The following is a 16734-nucleotide window of genomic DNA, read 5'->3' as shown; positions in this document are numbered from 1 at the left end:
GCGACGCGACTTGACCAAATTGGCCAAGCCCGGCACCACCGCGCCTTGTTGAGCAGTGCGCACTGCGAATATCCCCGAGAAAACGCGCACCTCTCTCGCAGCGAAGGGGGTAGCATATGTCATTGATCGCCGACGCGGAGTTTGTGAAACTCAACATTCCCCTGCTGCGACACTATCCCGAACTGGTGGAGAACCTGGGAGGGGATCCCGCTTTGCTGCTGCAACTTGCCGGCATCTCCCCACATGAGTTTCGCGACGATGCCGTAGACCTGAGCTACCCACAGGCCATCTGTCTGCTGTCGCTGGCGGCCAGGCATCTCGACCGCCCGGACTTTGGCATGCGCCTGGCGCAGCGGCAGCGCGGTGGCGCGATCTTCGGGCCGCTCGGCCGCACGATGCGCAACTCCCGCACGTTCGGCGATGCGCTACGCTTTGCCAGTGAGCATATAGATGCACATAGCCGCGCCGCGCGGGTCTGGCTGCGGCCCAACCCATCGGAAGGCACCATCTTCGCAGGCCATGAACTGATCATCGAAACCAGTTCCGAACGCATGCAGGCAATCGAGCAGATCCTGCTGATCGGCCACCTGGAGGCGATGGAGATGACAGGGGGATACTCTCGCGCCAGATGCGTACACTTCCGGCACGAGGCGCTTTCGCCGCCCGCCGAATACAGACGCCACTTCGGTTGCGACGTCCTGTTCGGAGAGCCCGCCGACGGGATCACGTTCTCCGACCGGGATCTCGCCAGCCCGATCCTGAGCGAGAACGCACAGGCCCACAGCGATCTCGTCGCCTACATCGCCAGGCACTTTCCCAAGCAACGCCCACCCTTCGAGGCGGAAGTGCGCGGACTTGTCATGCGGAGGCTGGCTCAAGGGGACTGCACCAGCGGCGAGGTGGCCCGCGCGCTGAATGTGCATCATCGCACCTTGCGCCGTCGCCTCGCGCATGAAGGCACCAGCTTTCAGGACGTCAAGGATGCCGTACGTCGCGACCTGACGCTGTATTACCTGCAGCAGACCAGGCTTGAGTTTAGACGCATATCGGAAAAGCTCGGGTTTGCCGAACAGGCTGTGTTTTCGCGCAGTTGTCGCCGCTGGTTCGACCAATCCCCGACGAGATTGCGCGGCTCGCGACCGTCGCGCGAAAGAACTTGAATGATGTCCACATAGGTCAAGCCAAACGCTCCTGATCTGAGCGACAATGCTCCATGACGACAGATCGGCGCCGAGCGAGGGAAACTCGCCGGGGATGCATCTGTACGTGGAGGGGGATGACATGACCGAAGCCGATCGCAAGGTCGAAATGGACATCAGCGACGTAGAGTGGCGCCTTGGTCACCGGGTCGGGGACGGCGAATTGTGGGAGCCGTGCAATAAGACCGACATCCGTCGCTGGGTCATGGCGATGGATTACGTCAATCCGCTGCACTGGGACCAGCGATTCGCCGCAGCCTCCAGCTTCGGTGACATCGTCGCACCGCAATCGATGCTGGTGGCGCTCGACTATGGGCATGGCAACAGCCAGGCCTGCGTTGGACGGATCGACGGCCAGCACATGATCTTCGGCAGCGAGGAGTGGTGGTGGTACGGCGTCAATGTCCGCCCCGGCGACCATATCAGCCACGAACGGATTTTCACCGGGTACAAGCTGACCGACACGAAGTTCGCCGGCCCGACCTTGTTCCAGCGCGGTGACACGATCCATCGCAACCAGCGCGGCGACCTCATAGCCAAATCGTGCCCTACCGTGATTCGCTACCTTGCCAGCGAGGCCGAGAAGAGGGGCATCTATGCCTCGACCGCAGGCGCGCCGCGCAAATGGTCACCGGCCGAAACGGCCGAGATCGACCATGCCCGCCGTGACTGGTTCCTGTCCAACCGCGAAGGTAAATCCCCGCATTTCGACGAAGTGTCCGTCGGCGACAAATTGCCCCGCCGCGTGATCGGTCCGCATTCGATCGCCAGTTTCACAACCGAGTACCGCGCGTTCGTCTTCAACATCTGGGGCAGCTTCTACTGGCAAGGTGTCGACGGTGTGCCCGACTGCTGGATCGATCAGGACATGGGCTGGATCGACGGGTTCAGCTTCGACGAGGAAGGCGCGATGATCGATCCGCGGCTGCGTGACGCGCCTTTACCTCGGCCCCTCGCGCGGACACATCGACGACAGCCGAGCCAGCGAGATCGGGATGCATCGTGCGTATGGTTACGGCGCCACGATGGCGGCCTGGAACACGGATTATCTCGCGTGCTGGGCCGGTCACGACGGCATGGTCCGCCATGCCAAGTCCGAATTCCGTGGCCCCGCCTTCGAAGGGGACGTGACCTGGCTCGAGGGCGAGGTCGTCGAGAAGATCGAAAACTCCGAATGGGGCTTCCCGGTCTTACGGATCGAGGTGCGGATGACCAACCAGGACGGCAGGGACGTCGTCAGTTCGGTCAACGAAGTGCAGCTTCCTTACTGACCGGGACGCATGCGTGACCACACACCGTTTCATCGCGGATCCGGCCCTGTCGGTGTCACGAGGCATCCCTCTCTCCAGCGAAGAGGGACTTGGCCCGCTTACGCTGGGCGGCTTCCTGCGCGAAGTCGTCGCGCTCTATCCGGACCGCGAGGCACTGGTGCATCATGAAGGTGCCGGGGCAATGCGGTGGTCCTATCGCGACTTGTGGGAACAGGCCGCAAGCATCGCCCGCGCCCTCGTTGCGCAGGGCATTGCCAGGGGCGAGCGCGTCGGCGTGCTCATGACCAACCGGCCGGAATTCCTTGCCGCCACGTTCGGGATCGCCGTTGCAGGCGGTGTCGCGGCGCCGATCGGCACGTTCTCGACGCCCGACGAACTGGCTTACCTGATCGAAGTGTCGGCGGTCTCGACCCTGCTGTTCGAACGCACGGTCGTGAAGAAGGACTTCCTGGAGATACTGCGCGCGCTCGACCCGCAGATCGCATCGCAGTTGCCCGAAAGCTATGCCTCGGCGCGGTTCCCGTTCCTCAAGGCGCTGGCGATGATCGGCGAAGGCGCGCAGGGTGCGGTTCAAAGCTGGGCATCGTTCCTCGACACCGGCCGCGACGTTGCGCAAGAGCGCATCGACGCCCGTGGCGCTGCCGTCTCGCCCGCCGATCCCGGCGTGCTGTTCTTCTCCTCCGGATCGACCGCGAAACCGAAGGGTATCCTGTCCTCGCACCGCGGTGTGACTTTGCAGATGTGGCGGATGGGCGCCCAGCAGGGGTTGCCTGACGGTGTGCGTAGCTGGAGCGCGAACGGCTTCTTCTGGTCGGGCAACTTCGCGATGATCGTCGGCGGAACGCTCGCTAGGGGCGGCACCATCGTCCTGCAACGCACCTTCCAGCCTGCCGAAGCACTGGCGATAATGGCATCCGAGAACGTGCAGTTCCTGTTCGCCTGGCCGCATCAGTGGGAGCAACTGGTCGCCGCGCCTAACTGGCCCGAGGTCGATCTTTCTGCGCTGACCCATATCGATGCGGCATCGCCGATCGCACGGCACCCGACGATCGATACCGACTGGATCGAGCCACGGCACTGCTACGGCAATACCGAGACATTCACGCTCAGCGCTGCCTACCCGGCGCAGACCAGCCGCGAGGAGGCCGCGGACAGCCATGGCCTGCCGTTGCCGGGAAACATCCTCAAGATCGTCGATCCGCTGACCGGCAGGACCATGGCGCTTGGAGAACGCGGCGAACTGGCGGTCAAGGGGCCAACCCTCATGCTCGGCTATCTCGGCGTGCCGCTCGACGACACGCTCGACGAGGATGGCTTCTTCCGTACCGGCGACGGTGGATGGCTGGACGAGGCCGGGCGCCTGCACTGGGAAGGCCGCCTCAACGACATCATCAAGACCGGCGGCGCCAACGTCTCCCCGCTGGAGATCGACGAAGTGATACGCGAATACGAGGGCGTGAAGCTCACCCAGACGGTTGGCGTGCCGCACGATACACTCGGTGAGATCGTGGTCGCGTGCGTAGCGCTGCACGATGGTGCCGACCTCGACGAGGACACCCTGCGCGCGCATGCCCGCAGCCGCCTGGCCAGCTACAAAGTCCCGCGCCGCGTGCTGTTCTTCGCAGCCGAAGAGCTCGCCGTGACCGGCAGCAACAAGATCAAGACCGGTGACCTGCGCCGCGCCGCTGCCGAAAGGCTCGCAATGCAGACCTGACGTTTGGATTCCGCCCGATCGGTCAGGAGAACCGGCGGGCGATGGCTCTTCAACAAAGAGAGGGAGGATGACTATGAGGAACTTCTGCAAGAACCGCTCCACGTGGCGGCTGGCGCTCGGCGTCGCAGGGATCGCGTTGATCCCGGGCATGGCGCTGGCGCAGGACAAATCGCCGCCTGCTGAGGACACCAGCGCCGACCAGGTGACGTCCGAACCGATCGTCGTCACCGGAACGCTCATCCGAGGCATCGCACCTGCGGGCAACAACGTCATCGGCGTGACCAGTGAACAGATCACCGCCACCGGCGCCGCCTCGACGAGCCAGGTCCTCGCAAGCGTCCCGCAAGTGGGCAACTTCTTCAACGCCCTGCCCGCCGGCGTATCACCGCAGGCAGGTGCCAACGCTTCGAACCCGATCAATCGTCCGAACCTGCGCAACCTGCCGGGTGCAAATACCAGCGGCGGCGCGCAAACGCTCGTCCTGTTCGATGGCCAGCGCGTGGTCGGCGCCGGTATCCAGCAGGTCGCCGTCGATCCGGACATCATCGCGCCCGGCGTCATCGCCCGCGTCGAGGCCATGACCGATGGCGGTTCGGCAGTCTATGGTTCGGATGCCCTTGGCGGCGTCATCAACTTCGTGACCCGCGACCGCTTCAACGGCCTGCAGGCCGAGGCACGCTATGGGCTGGGCGAAAACTACAAGTCCGTCGAGGCCAGCGCGATGGCAGGCAAGGACTGGGGTTCGGGCGGCTTCTACGTCGCTTATGGCTATGCCTTGGCAATCGTGAGTCCATGCCTTCACTCAAGTCAGAGCAGAACGCCGAGCAGCCACCGCAACGCGAGCGCGCGAGGCTCGCACGGGGCGTGGTGCAAAGTTTGCTGGATGACATTCGCAACCACCGCTTCGAAATTGGCTCGCGCCTCCCGGCTGAGCGGGTAATGGCGCAGGCACTTGGAGTGAGCCGCCCCATCGTCCGAGAGGCTCTCGTGGCCCTCGACCTGTTGGGCGTCGTCGAGACCCGTTTGGGATCAGGAACTTACGTCACTGGCAGTACTAGTGTGGGCACCCTGGGCCACAGTGCCGTCTCGCCGTTTGAAATCATCGATACATTACGCGTCTTGGAAGTAGAGGCCATCGGCAAGACCAGCCAAAGCGAGCTCGTGTGTTCAAGCCTACACTCGGCCGATCTCGCCTTGGAAAAGATGTCCAACGCGAACGGCGACTTTGAACTTTGGCACCGCGCTCTCGCGATGCTGCACACCAGCTTGACGGCGGCGGCGCAACATCAGGTACTGAGCGCACTAATCAACCAGCTGTGGCAGACACGCCGCGAGGTTCACGCGATCAGAATTTTGGTCGAGAGGAGCTGGAGCGCCGGGCAGTTACGCCCCGAGGTCGATCTTGGCAAAGCGGTGGAGGCAATTCGCAATTCCGACCTCGAGGGGGCCCGGACTGCGATCGAGTCAACGCACAGGGCCACGCTTTCTGCACTTATCGATGCCCATCGCGACACAGAGATGCAGCGAACGGACCTCGCAGCCCGTGAACTTCGCGAGCGGTTTGGAGCCTGATGCGAGTGGTACGCCTGCTCGCCTTTCCGACTGCCCGGTCATGGTCGAGGCCAACCCCATTTTGATCCCGACCCGCACTGCGGAAGGCCTCGCCAAACTGCTGCTCTATACGAAGGCGTTCAACCCGACCCGCGTTCTTTCTGTCGGCGGTCCTGGAAGCGTCGGCGGTTTCCTAGCTTCCGAGCTCGCGCTCAAGAAATCACAGACCCATGCGCTGCAGAAACGATTGCGCGCTGCAGAGATCAGCGCGCTGGCCGAACGGTTCTCCGAGGATGAGCGCGTCATCATTGTTGCTGACGTAGCGCCAGCTCATGGTGTTCTGGAGGAGATTCGCGGTTCGTTGCGGCATTACGCGCCGCACGCCCAGCTTTCGATCGTCGCCTCGGCCGGTCTCGCCGAAACACGGGAAAAGCTTGAGGAACAAGGACTAGTTTACTTTCCCTATCTGAGCACCGGGCGAGATGTCACACTTCCGTGGCACGCGGGCGGCGAATACAAGGCCGATCGAATCAGGCATCGGTTTGGACATAGTCGGCCTGACCCGTTCGTGATCATGAAGGACTTCATGATCAGAGTGACGTCAGTCATTCGGGCAATGATGGGTAAAGTTGCGCGGTGATCACAGCTTTGCGCCAATCAAAGCCCGGGCTGAAATCGACTTGTGCTACCTCTCAATCGAGAACCACGATCCATGCGGTGATGGGAAGCGACAATGAGCAAGTGCAGGGTTAGCCGGAAGACCTGCCTGGCATCGTCTTGCTCATTGTCGCCGAAGATCAATCGTAGGGCTTCACCTTGAGGCAATGGTGAAACGAGATGTCGACCTTCTTGAGGTCATTTCGTACGATCCAAAAGCAGCGCTGGCTTTCGTACGGCGGGGGCGACTGATCGGCAATGAAGCATGCGATCCCAGGGGCCGACCTTTTCCTCATATTCATCATGCCGCTTGAGAAGAGCAGCTAGATGCTTCGCATCCTCAGCACCCACCTCTTCACCATTTTCGTAGCGTGCCAGCATGTCACTGAAGAAGCGAGTGGCATCACCTACCTTTGCGAAAGTCTTCGTCTCGATCGCTATCGACCTGGCCTTTGCCATCTTGCCCTCCTGTCAGTTTGCAATAGCCGTAGGGGTTATGGTCGCAATCGCCAGTTGCGCGACAGATGGCGCCAAATCGCCTTTCTTCACCTTTCCATCGAGGTAGCCCTTGAACTTGCCCCCTTCGAGATAGTGATCCTGCAACCACTCGCGATAGGCCCCGAGTGCGTCCACAGGGTAGCACCAGGACTCCTGGGGGTTCGACTTCGCCTGCGGGTGGTCATCAGGGTAGCGATGAGGATATTTCCCTCTCACGCCGTACTTCGCGTCGAAGCCGTTCTGCTCCCAATATTTGCTCCAATAGCCGCCGATCGAGATGTCGACCACGGTTTTCTCTCCGATCTCGGCGCCGGCCATGATCAGTTCGTAAACGATGGTGTGAGCTTCGTTGAAGACGTGGAAGAAGCCTTTGGGCGCACTTTGGTGATTGAGCGCGATCCTGTCGTGCCACTTCTTGAAACGGTTCTGCCCCGTCGGATCGTAACCGACCTGGGAGTAAATCATCTCTCGCAGCTTCGACCCGGCGAGCGCGCGGAAGTTGTCGCGAGCCTGTTCCTGAACATTCGCGCCCGCATCGAAGGCGTAGTATTCCAGTATCGAGAGGCAGACCTCCGCCGGATAACAACAGTAGTGCGTACGGCCCGCGTGCTCTATCTCCACGTGTGCGACGGAAGCAGAAAACCCGGCTTTCTCGAGGATCGCCTTGATCTTTTGAATGCGGGGCTTGGGGGCTTCGTCGTTCCACTGTGCGCTTATGTAACCGACATGTGCATTTTCTACACCGCACAGGACCGCCAGCCCGCGCTGGTTCAGGTAAGGAGTGCCATCTGACAGCACCCCCATTCCTATCTCACCGAAATCCCCGCTCTTCTCGATCCCGAGTGCGAGGGCCCCTTGCGCACCCCCGATTTCCTTGTGGGTGGATTTAGCCGCCAAAATATTGATCTTATTAGCTTTTGGGGTGATTTCCTTAGAGCTATTTTTCATGCCTGGTCCACCGTATATGGGCTCGAGGATTTTGACCCGAGGCCGCCGGATTCACAAAGGGCGGTTGTCGCTCGAGATGCGGGCCCTCGCCCATGATTCAACAAGCCCCGCCAGGACTGCACGCCAGCAGGTGCTTGGTTTTACCCGGCGCCAGTAAACCGCCACAAGTGCGTGAATCATCTTTGCACAGGCCATGTTCGACATGTGTCTCGAAATGAGATTCTGTCTCGGGTTGAAAAGGATACTGCAAGAACTCCGAGCACCGTTTTATCAGCGGGCTTCATCACGGCAGAAATGCGAAACCCTCACAGGGGCACGCGAGACGTGATGTCAGCCTCTGCTTTAGCCGCACCCGGCATCGTGGCAGGCGCGACCCGGGCCGACATCGCAACCATGTCTTCTATGGTTGTAGCCTGCCTCAAACCCGTGCGCTTATGCAATTTCCATGACCGATTGCGGAACGAATATGGAACTTATAGCTGGAGGCATTCGACCATCGAGTGATTCTGAGATGCCCCAACTCACCAGATTGGACGGTCCGCTCGACCTTGGCGGCTTCAAGACAGGTGCGAAAACGCAGACTTTCGGGCAGTGGGTGCTGGAACAGACCGGGCAAGGAGGCTTCGTCGGCCAGTTCGCCGCTTTCGCAAAATCGGATCGCGGATTTCAGAGGGACGGAGATGTTTCTGCTGTGTTCAGGCGCCTGAGTGATGCCGGCGCTGCCCCAGAGTTGGTCGAGGCCCTCGACGATGCCGAACTGGTCTGGGCAGCACCATGACCGCGCCGATGACAGACGACGCACTGATCGCACTGGCGCAGCACCTTTTCGAGCGAGCCGATCGCACTGGCGCGACCACTGACGATTGCCGAGGGCTCTGCGACATCTTCCCGGCTGTCCTCCAGCGCCTTCGCGAGAAGGTGGAAATCACACGGGACTTCGCCGCGATTGACCGCACGGTTCTCGACGGCCCGAAGGACTGGGAGAAACAGGCCGCTGTTGCGCAGGTGCGCACGCAAGACGACCAGATGCAGCTTTCTCTGCTCACGTTGTGAGCGAAAAGTGAACTTAATTAGCAACTTCCCGAAGCGTAGCGACGACCAGCCTGAATGCCAGGCCGTCTTGGGATAACCGCGCGGTCTCTGCCTCACTCCCGACATGGGCCGCGTCGAGCGGGAGTGAATTAAGGCAGCGCTGCTCGACACCGCTCAGCGCGACTGCAGGGCATGCATCTCTACCTCAGGAAACTGTCCCTACAGAACTTACCCCACCCTAAACCAGAAGCGGTTCGACATTGACCATAGGGCCCTGGTCGCCGATCTCGAGGGTGAGCAGGATAGCGCCGCCCGGCGGCGGCAAGCCCAGGATCTCTCGGGGAACGGTAAGACGGGCGCATTGCCGCTCGAGCCCGGTGCCATGGAATGCGACAGGACAGGCTTCCACCGGGACGAAGGCGTTCGCCGTAAGACCCGTCCAGTCGAGCCCCGTCCGTCCCAGCTCCGCCCGGTCGAGATCCGGCAGGCTCTGCGCGATGCGTCCTTCACGAACCGCTTCGCCGATCAGGACGATGCATAGCTGCAGAGCGGTATGAGTGGGCTGCCTGCTGGTTTCTAGCAGCTGCCTGCGAAGGATACGCTACATCCAGGAAGAGTGCGGTTCCATCATCGCAACATCGTCGATCGCGACATGGAGGTATTGGCCGCAGTTCCCGGCAAGCAGGTTCTCCCGCCGGGGCTCGGTATGGATAACCAGCAGCGCAGCACGACCAAGACCCGGCACCGGTTGGGTGGCGGCAGCCTCCGCCAATTTGCGCGCGTCATCGAGGATCGCGACCGCGAACTGTCGTTGCCCGTCGCCGATGACGAGGTGCTGCTTGCGATCCTCGATGATCTTCCAGCCACGCATCACCAGCAGGCGCCGGATTCCGGAATGAAGCTGCCCTGTTCTTTCTGCAACGTCACCGGCCAGCAATCGCTCCGCTATCAGCGAGAGACTGGAACGCCGGGTCAGTGGGCCCGGGGTACCGTCATACGGGGCGATCTCAAGATAGGGCGCGAGCAGCGATGCCCATGCGGCGTGCGAGACCTGGTCCGAATTGGAATACAGTCGCGCGCGGCTGTCCGGCGCGACACCCGCGCGTAGAGCTCGCGCGGCCAGCCGGCAGGCCAGTTCCTCGGGATGCTGCCCGGCCCACGCGAATTCACGAAGGAAGACACTGTGCTCGGCGATGGCAGGATCGCTGCGGCGCTTCGATCGGGGCTCGTCGCGCAGGATCTGCAGCAACCCCTCTACCCCTTTCAGAGGATCGCGCCGCGTACGGGCACTCGTTGCGAACGGGACGAAGAAGGTTACCGAGTGACAAGTGGCCTCGCGCTGGAATGCCACGTCGCGCAGCACCGGCGTGTAATTGCTGGCGAGGCACACCAAAGTGACTGGTGGCGGAGCCGATCGCTGGCCCGATGCCCTGTCCAGGCGGCGCCCCAGGGCGACAAGGTCCTCCCAGTCCGACTGAGCGCCCAGGACCACGATCCTGGACAGGCGGTGGACTGCGCCAGCATCGTCACGCCGCAGCATCAGCTCCGCGTCGATGATCTCGATTCCCTGCTCTGCCCAGTACCCGGGCTGGAGCGCGCTCGCCCGCAGGCGCCCCACGACAACGACCGTGAGGCGCGGTGCGGGCATCACTTCGGCCTCGGGCGTCCGGCGTTCCTGCACATGGACGGCCGTGACCGGCGGAAACAGGCCAGGCAATCGCTTGCGCAAGTCGCTATAGAACCTGTCCATCTGCGGCACCGACGCTGCCAGCGGATCATCCACAGTAACCTCGAGCCTGTCGCCCTGCACGCGCGCCCGCACCCTCGTGGCTTGCTTCGCGATCGGGCCGCCAGCATGCCGGCGCCCAGTTCCGGCATCGCCTTCCAGCTGCTCGATTTCGCGTTCAATCGCGGGCTCCAGGATCGACCGGTCGCGCCAACATTCCGCCGCCTGTGCGTCGAGAGCGCGATAACGCTCGAACGCCTTCGTGAACACGGCTGGCTTGAGATCATCGAGGTCGAGCAGATCGACGATGTCGAAGCTTAGTAAAGGATGGGCTTCCAGCCGCTCGTCGAGCACGACCCTGCCCATCTCGGCACGGGACCGCAACCACGGCAACATGGAGGGCGTTTCCGTGTCCAGGAATGCGAATGCCCACAGGCTTTCATCGCCGACGGCGACCGTGATCTCACGATCCGGGCGCATGCACCCCTGGTCCGGCCAGGCGACAGGGATGAACTGCGTGATCAGGCCCCCCGGGTCGACGACCTGAAGGTAGCACTGGTTGTCGCCATCCGGTCCTGCATAGACCGGCTGCAGTAGTCCAGGTCCGGCCCCGGTGGGACTGAACAGAGCCACGGCGCGGGCGCGCTTGACCGGATTCACAGCCATTCGCGATCCTCGAGAAAGCGTTCGACCTCGTTGATGAGGCGCGACGAGGTCTCGCTGGGATTGAACAGCTGCGTGAGGCGATAGCCGCGCGGTTCGGCACCCCATTTGCATACAAGATTGGTGACCACGGGATCATCGAAAATCTTGTTGGGGCCTATCAGCGCGAGCACCTTGCCGTCGAGCTCGATCGGGGTGTCGAACTGCAGCTCGACCGTCGCGCAGCGATCGTCGAACGTCTCGGCAAGCCCTCCGGTGATCAGCCGGTGGTAAGATCGCACCGCGTGCTGGGTCACCGGGAAGTCCCGAGGCTGGACCGGGCGCATCGACCAGTAATCCTCGAGCGTATCGTAAAACGCACCAATCAGTTGGAGCGGATGATCCTCGCCGCCCAGCTCGAAGTCCGAAAGCGCGACACTGTCGTGGAAGGCCGAGGCGTAGCGCCGGAAACCGCCGCTGTCGAAAGGGAACATGCGCTTCGCTTGTCCGACAACGGCGTCGCTAAGCACCAGGCAGACCCTTGCATAGTCGAGATTGGCGGTAGCGCCGCCAGTCCAGTCGCGTCGATAGGCGGGCCTGCCGTAGAAGAGATAGACGAGGTCCTTACCGAAGACCTGACACGGTCGCGGCTCGAGCCTCCTGCCCCCGACAAGGCTACCGAGATGGGCGCAATCGGTGACATGCGTAAGGCCCAACTGGCCCGCCAGCGGGGTGGCCTGGCTGATGAACTCCCTGAATCGACTGCCCGCCATGAATAAACCATAACTGGGCCGCCTCGCGCTGCAAGCGCTTTGAGGAGGGAGCTGGAACGACAGGGCGAGGCGGCCGCATCGCCCTGCGATCGTTCTTTAATAGCGGACGGCCGGTCATTCGGGAGTCTCGACCGGACCTCCTTTTAGACTGGACCGTCGGACGCGAGAGGCATTTTTGCATTCGAGGGAAGATTGGACGGCCTCGACATGGGCTGCATCGAAGCAAATCCTCAATGCTCAGAAGCGCACAGAAGGGCGCATCGCCGACCGACCGGGTCCGCGCCCTTCCGTAAAACCGCTTCATCATCGAGAAGCGTACTGCCGAATGCTCAACTAGCTACCCAGATCCGGGAACCGGAAATCCGCCGCCACCTGCGGTAGTCTCTTGCGGCGCGACTGCCCCATGAGTTCCTTGGCTGGCAGGTCGACGAGCAACTCGAGCGAAGGCAGCCCCTTGGTCACGAGGTCCGCCCAGGCCACCGCCAGTTCGCGGCGTCGCTCCAGATAGGCTGCCCGGTTGTAGGCGCCCTCGACCTTACCCGTGGGCACATGCGCGAGCATCAGGTCGATGACGTTGCGATCGTGCTTCTTGCCGTGCCGCTCGGCCCATTCGTTCATGATCGTCGAGAATGCGGCCCTGAACCCGTGGGGCACATGCCGGCCATGATAACCGGCCCGGTTGAGGAGATAGCCGATGGCGTTCTCACTCATTGGCCGGTGCCCGTGCCGGTTGCCGGGGAAGACCAATTCCCCTCCCCCTGTCAGTGGCCACAGGGCCCGCAGCACATCAATGCTCTGCGGAGCGAGTGGCACCAGGTGATCTCCGCCGATCTCCTCCTTGCGGTCGAGATCGCCTTTCATGCGCGAGGCGGGAATTCGCCACAGGGGCTCCTCGCCGTTGAGATCGTGGAACTCCTCCCATACCGCTCCACGAAGCTCGCTCGGCCTGACCGCCGTGAGGGCGAGCAGCCGCAGCGCCAGCCGGGTGATTGGCCGGGCATAGTCCTGCTCGGCCTCGCCGATCATCTTCTTGAGGGCTTTCAGATCGGTGATGGCCGGCTGGCGCCCCTTGCGCAGGGGCTTGAGGACCGCAGCGAGTTTCTCGGCCGGATCCTTCTCGGCGATGCCCTTGGCGATCGCAAAGACGAACACTGACGAGATGCGCTGCCGTAGCCGCCTGGCCGATTCGATCGCGCCCCGCTCTTCGATCGCCTGCAGGACCTCGAGAATCTTCGGAGGCGTCAGTTCCGAGACCGGCAGATCGCCGATGAAGGGAAAGGCGTCGCGCTCCAGGCTGCGCAGGACGTCTTCGGCATGGACCCGCGCCCACTGTGCCTTGACGGTTTCATGCCACTCGCGCGCCACCAGCTCGAAGGTGTTGCGGGCCTTCTCGAGGTTCGCCTCGATCCGCAGTTTTTTCTGAATGGCCGGGTCCTTGCCCTCCAGCAGCATCGCCCTGCCCTCGTCGCGCTTGACCCTAGCCTCGGCCAGAGTGACCACCGGGTAGCTCCCGAAGGCCATGGTCTTCTGCTTGCCGTCGTAGGCGTAGTTCCACTTCCACAGCTTCGATCCGCCGGGCTTCACCAGCAGGTAGAGCCGGTGGCTGTCGGTAAGCTTGAAGACCTTGTCGCGCGGCTTGATCGCGCGGATTTTTGCGTCGCTCAACATCGTCATCTCCGAGACCACGTTTTTCAGCGCCGAGACCACGAATCAGAACCACATGCGTATTGGAGGCCTGTGGACGACTGTGGTCGTCTGAGCCTGCTAAACATCAGATTTCAGAGGAAAAATGTCTATCCGAGTGGACGTCTGTGGCCCCTCGTGGAGGGGCCTCTGGCGGAGAGGGTGGGATTCGAACCCACGGTACGGTTACCCGTACACTGCATTTCGAGTGCAGCGCATTCGACCACTCTGCCACCTCTCCGCTCGAGACGTGTGCGGTGGAAACAAGCTCCACCGGGTCGGGAAGCGCGCCGTTAGCCGACCTTTTCGAGCTTGCCAAGCCCTCTTTTCAAATTTTCGGGAACAGCCGCTCCCCCTCGCTTGTTTGAAATGCCCATGAAACCTATATCTCGGCCATGAACAGAGCGTCTTTCTTCTCGCCCCAGGCCGGGCGCGTCATCGACGCACCGCTGCGGACGCGGGCGCGATTCGCCATTGGCGATGTCGTTCGCCACCGGCTCCACGACTTCCGCGGCGTCGTCTTCGATATCGACCCGGTCTTCGCCAACAGCGAGGAATGGTACGAATCTATTCCCATGGAAGTTCGGCCCAAGCGCGACCAGCCCTTCTATCATCTCCTCGCCGAGAGCGAGGATTCCAGCTACGTCGCCTACGTCAGCCAGCAGAACCTGACCGGGGATGCAGATGGGGGACCGGTGGACCATCCCTCGCTGTCGCAGATGTTCGACGACTACGACAACGGCCGCTACCAGTTGCGCCGGGGCCTGGCGCACTGACCCCTGCCTGCCTGAAAGTGAAGCTGCCTGAAGGCGTCGCCTAGAACGGGGCTGACGGGCGCTCTTCTTCGCCGGCGCGGTTCGTCAACAGCTTGGCGATTGCCGAGGCGGGGACCGGCCGCGAAAACAGATAGCCCTGCACTTCATGGCAACCCGTCCGCTCCAGGAACGCGAGCTGTTCGGGCGTCTCTACGCCCTCGGCGGTCAGGCGCAGCCCATTGGCCCGCGCGAGACTGACGATCGCCTCCACCAGCGCCGCACCGGGCACCGTATCGACCGCATTGACGAACGAGCGGTCGATCTTGATCCGGTCGACCGCGATATCGCGGATATGGCTCAGCGAAGAGTAGCCCGTCCCGAAATCGTCAAGCGCACAATGAACGCCCAGCCGGCGCAAGTCCGCCAGCGATCGGGCGACCTCGCCAGAGGCGGCCATGAGCGCGGTCTCGGTCAGTTCCAGTTCCAGTCGCTCCGCAGTCATGCCCCCGTCGCCCAGAACCTCGCGCACGGTTTCGACGAACTTGCGGCTGCGCAACTGGATCGGCGAGACGTTGACGGCTACACGCAGGCCCGGCCAGGCGCGCGCATCCTGCACCGCCCGGCGCAGCACCCATTCGCCGAGAACGGCGATCAGGCCGGTCTCCTCCGCCAAGCGGATGAAGTTACCCGGTGCAACGAGGCCCAGCCCGGGATGGCGCCAGCGCAGCAGCGCCTCCACCCCGACCATGCGGCGATCCTCCAGCGACCAGATGGGTTGGTAGTGCACTTCCAACTGACGGTCGCAATCCGCCAGGGCCAGCCGCAGTTCGCGATAGGTCTCCTCTCGCGAGCGGACGTCATGGTCCATGTCCTGGGTGAAGAACACGAAACGGCTACGCCCCTCGGTCTTGGCCTTGTAGAGCGCGATGTCGGCCTTGCGGGTGAGTTCGGTACGGTCGAGGCCGTCGACCGGGGCAACCGCGACGCCGATGCTGGCACCGATGAACGCCTGCGAGCCGGAGAGATCGAACGGGCGTTCCAGCTCGGCGACGATGCGGCTGCAGATGCTTTCTATCGACGCGCGACCTTCCGGCTCACCAATGAGGATGGCGAACTCGTCCCCGCCGAGCCGGGCGACGATGTCGTAGCCGCGCACTTCGGCCACCAGTCGCCGCGCGACCTGCCGGATCAGCGCATCACCCGCCGGATGGCCGAGCGTGTCGTTGACCTGCTTGAAGCGGTCGAGATCGATGTAAAGCAGCGCCAGCAGCGTGCGATGGCGGCGCGAACGGGCGAGCGCCTCGTCGAGCCGCTGCTCGAACATCGCCCTGTTGCCAAGCCCCGTCAGGTCGTCATGCATGGCGCGGTGCTGGGCGTGGAGCCGGCTTTCCTCGAGGTCGTGCGTGCGGCGCGCCAGACGGCTCGCCAGCACGAAGAGGACTATGGTGATAAGCAGCAGGGCGATCGCCAGCGCGGGGGCCAACGCCGCGATGACCTGGCTGCCGGGCGCGAAGGGCTGCCAGGCAAGATAGCCGATGACCCGGTCGCTCCGGTCCTGCAAGGCTACCGAGCGGACCCCGTCGTCGACCGGTGCCGAGAAGGCGAAGCGCGCTCCTGCCAATCCGTACTGCTGCGCTATGGAGGCAACGAACTGGTCGTCCAGATAGACCACCGCCACGTGCAGCGCCTCGCTGCCGGGTGCTTGCGGCAGGTTGCCGGTGTCCGAGACGATGGGCTTGAGGCTGACTATCGCGGGCCGACCGCGAACGACGGCAATGTCCGCCTGCCCTGCCGAGAGCATGGCCACGTCCGCGCCGGTGCGCTTCCGGGCCGCGAACGCCGGGGTCTGCCGCAATTGCGACAGGAGCGGCCCCGCCACCTCTTCGATCGCGATGTAGTTCTCTGGCCGCACCCGCTTGCCGCCACGCATCGCGTACATCGGCGTACCGGCCGGATCGAGGACATAGGCCTCGTCGATGCCGGCGTAGCCCTCGAACCAGATACCGAGATTGCGGTCGAGCCAGTAGTCGTCGAGCGGTCGCTTGCGCAATTGGCGGACAGCCTCGTCCCACACGGTTGTGGCTTCCTGCGCGTGGGCGACCCGCTCCATGCTCTGCGCCATCACCAGCGAGACGATCGCGCGATCGCGGTCACGGGCGATACGGTCGACTTCGTGGCCGGACCACTCCAGCAGCCCGAGCATCAGGGCGAGCAGGCATAACGCGGCCGCCACGATCGGTGCGGTAAACCGACCGACCATCCGCTGGCGATTTTCGCTCAAGGCC

15 protein-coding genes, 1 tRNA gene and 2 pseudogenes are annotated in these 16734 nt (G+C 62.9%); 10 read left to right on the top strand and 8 right to left on the bottom strand.

Features of this window, described 5'->3' with window-relative positions:
- Positions 1-116 precede the first annotated feature (116 nt).
- The 7 genes and pseudogenes from ACODRZ_RS10155 to ACODRZ_RS10125 all read left to right on the top strand — a co-directional run bounded on the left by ACODRZ_RS10155 (position 117) and on the right by ACODRZ_RS10125 (position 6375).
- A complete protein-coding gene (locus ACODRZ_RS10155) occupies positions 117-1160 on the top strand; it encodes an AraC family transcriptional regulator ligand-binding domain-containing protein (protein WP_488968939.1) in 1044 nt (347 codons plus the stop codon).
- Between the two features lie 121 nt (positions 1161-1281).
- Positions 1282-2487, top strand: a complete 1206-nt coding sequence (locus ACODRZ_RS10150) for an FAS1-like dehydratase domain-containing protein (RefSeq protein ID WP_488968938.1) — start codon at positions 1282-1284, stop codon at positions 2485-2487.
- Positions 2484-4184 (top strand): class I adenylate-forming enzyme family protein, encoded by a 1701-nt coding sequence (locus tag ACODRZ_RS10145; RefSeq protein WP_488968937.1) that lies wholly within the window; start codon positions 2484-2486, stop codon positions 4182-4184. The genes ACODRZ_RS10150 and ACODRZ_RS10145 overlap by 4 nt, the downstream gene beginning before the upstream one ends.
- A gap of 67 nt (positions 4185-4251) precedes the next feature.
- A complete protein-coding gene (locus ACODRZ_RS10140) occupies positions 4252-5124 on the top strand; it encodes a TonB-dependent receptor plug domain-containing protein (RefSeq protein ID WP_488968936.1) in 873 nt (290 codons plus the stop codon).
- Positions 5094-5168: pseudogene (locus tag ACODRZ_RS10135) on the top strand (GntR family transcriptional regulator); the annotation flags it as partial. The gene ACODRZ_RS10140 and the pseudogene ACODRZ_RS10135, both read left to right, overlap by 31 nt.
- Before the next feature lie 3 nt (positions 5169-5171).
- Positions 5172-5756, top strand: coding sequence for a FadR/GntR family transcriptional regulator (locus tag ACODRZ_RS10130; protein ID WP_488969143.1), 585 nt, complete (start codon positions 5172-5174; stop codon positions 5754-5756).
- Complete coding sequence (locus tag ACODRZ_RS10125; protein ID WP_488968935.1) at positions 5728-6375, top strand: hypothetical protein; 648 nt, start codon at positions 5728-5730, stop codon at positions 6373-6375. Before ACODRZ_RS10130 ends, ACODRZ_RS10125 begins: the two co-directional genes overlap by 29 nt.
- A gap of 157 nt (positions 6376-6532) precedes the next feature.
- On the opposite strand, the gene ACODRZ_RS10120 is transcribed toward ACODRZ_RS10125, so the two are convergent.
- The 3 genes and pseudogenes from ACODRZ_RS10120 to ACODRZ_RS10110 form a co-directional block, all read right to left on the bottom strand.
- On the bottom strand, positions 6533-6688 hold the full coding sequence (locus ACODRZ_RS10120) for a DUF3223 domain-containing protein (RefSeq protein WP_488968934.1): 156 nt from the start codon (positions 6686-6688) through the stop codon (positions 6533-6535).
- Position 6689: 1 nt separating this feature from the next.
- A pseudogene (locus tag ACODRZ_RS10115) lies at positions 6690-6773 on the bottom strand (hypothetical protein); the annotation flags it as partial.
- A gap of 90 nt (positions 6774-6863) precedes the next feature.
- The gene (locus ACODRZ_RS10110) at positions 6864-7838 is read right to left on the bottom strand and encodes a BstA C-terminal domain-containing protein (protein WP_488968933.1); all 975 of its coding nucleotides are present in this window, start codon (positions 7836-7838) and stop codon (positions 6864-6866) included.
- A 511-nt stretch (positions 7839-8349) separates the two neighbouring features.
- Between ACODRZ_RS10110 and ACODRZ_RS10105 the strand changes: the two genes are divergently transcribed.
- The gene (locus ACODRZ_RS10105; RefSeq protein ID WP_488968932.1) at positions 8350-8616 is read left to right on the top strand and encodes a hypothetical protein; all 267 of its coding nucleotides are present in this window, start codon (positions 8350-8352) and stop codon (positions 8614-8616) included.
- Positions 8613-8891 carry a hypothetical protein gene (locus ACODRZ_RS10100; protein WP_488968931.1) on the top strand — a complete coding sequence of 93 codons (279 nt, stop codon included), beginning with the start codon at positions 8613-8615 and terminating at the stop codon, positions 8889-8891. The genes ACODRZ_RS10105 and ACODRZ_RS10100 overlap by 4 nt, the downstream gene beginning before the upstream one ends.
- Before the next feature lie 580 nt (positions 8892-9471).
- On the opposite strand, the gene ACODRZ_RS10095 is transcribed toward ACODRZ_RS10100, so the two are convergent.
- From ACODRZ_RS10095 to ACODRZ_RS10080, 4 genes are all read right to left on the bottom strand, one after another.
- Positions 9472-11262: a hypothetical protein gene (locus ACODRZ_RS10095; RefSeq protein WP_488968930.1), complete on the bottom strand. Its 1791-nt coding sequence runs from the start codon at positions 11260-11262 to the stop codon at positions 9472-9474.
- Complete coding sequence (locus ACODRZ_RS10090) at positions 11253-12011, bottom strand: hypothetical protein (protein WP_488968929.1); 759 nt, start codon at positions 12009-12011, stop codon at positions 11253-11255. The genes ACODRZ_RS10095 and ACODRZ_RS10090 overlap by 10 nt, the downstream gene beginning before the upstream one ends.
- Positions 12012-12344: 333 nt before the next feature.
- Positions 12345-13679: a tyrosine-type recombinase/integrase gene (locus ACODRZ_RS10085; RefSeq protein ID WP_488986196.1), complete on the bottom strand. Its 1335-nt coding sequence runs from the start codon at positions 13677-13679 to the stop codon at positions 12345-12347.
- A gap of 166 nt (positions 13680-13845) precedes the next feature.
- Positions 13846-13935, bottom strand: a tRNA-Ser gene (locus tag ACODRZ_RS10080).
- Between the two features lie 154 nt (positions 13936-14089).
- On the opposite strand from ACODRZ_RS10080, the gene hspQ reads away from it, so the two are divergent.
- Positions 14090-14470, top strand: coding sequence for a heat shock protein HspQ (hspQ, locus tag ACODRZ_RS10075; RefSeq protein WP_488968927.1), 381 nt, complete (start codon positions 14090-14092; stop codon positions 14468-14470).
- A gap of 40 nt (positions 14471-14510) precedes the next feature.
- Here the strand turns inward: hspQ and ACODRZ_RS10070 are convergent, their stop codons facing one another.
- A complete protein-coding gene (locus tag ACODRZ_RS10070) occupies positions 14511-16730 on the bottom strand; it encodes a putative bifunctional diguanylate cyclase/phosphodiesterase (protein ID WP_488968926.1) in 2220 nt (739 codons plus the stop codon).
- Positions 16731-16734 lie beyond the last annotated feature (4 nt).

The sequence above is a fragment of the Novosphingobium sp. FG90 genome (genome assembly GCF_057808725.1).
Note: the sequence above shows the minus strand (reverse complement) of the source record. Positions and strands in the feature narration are given on the sequence as shown.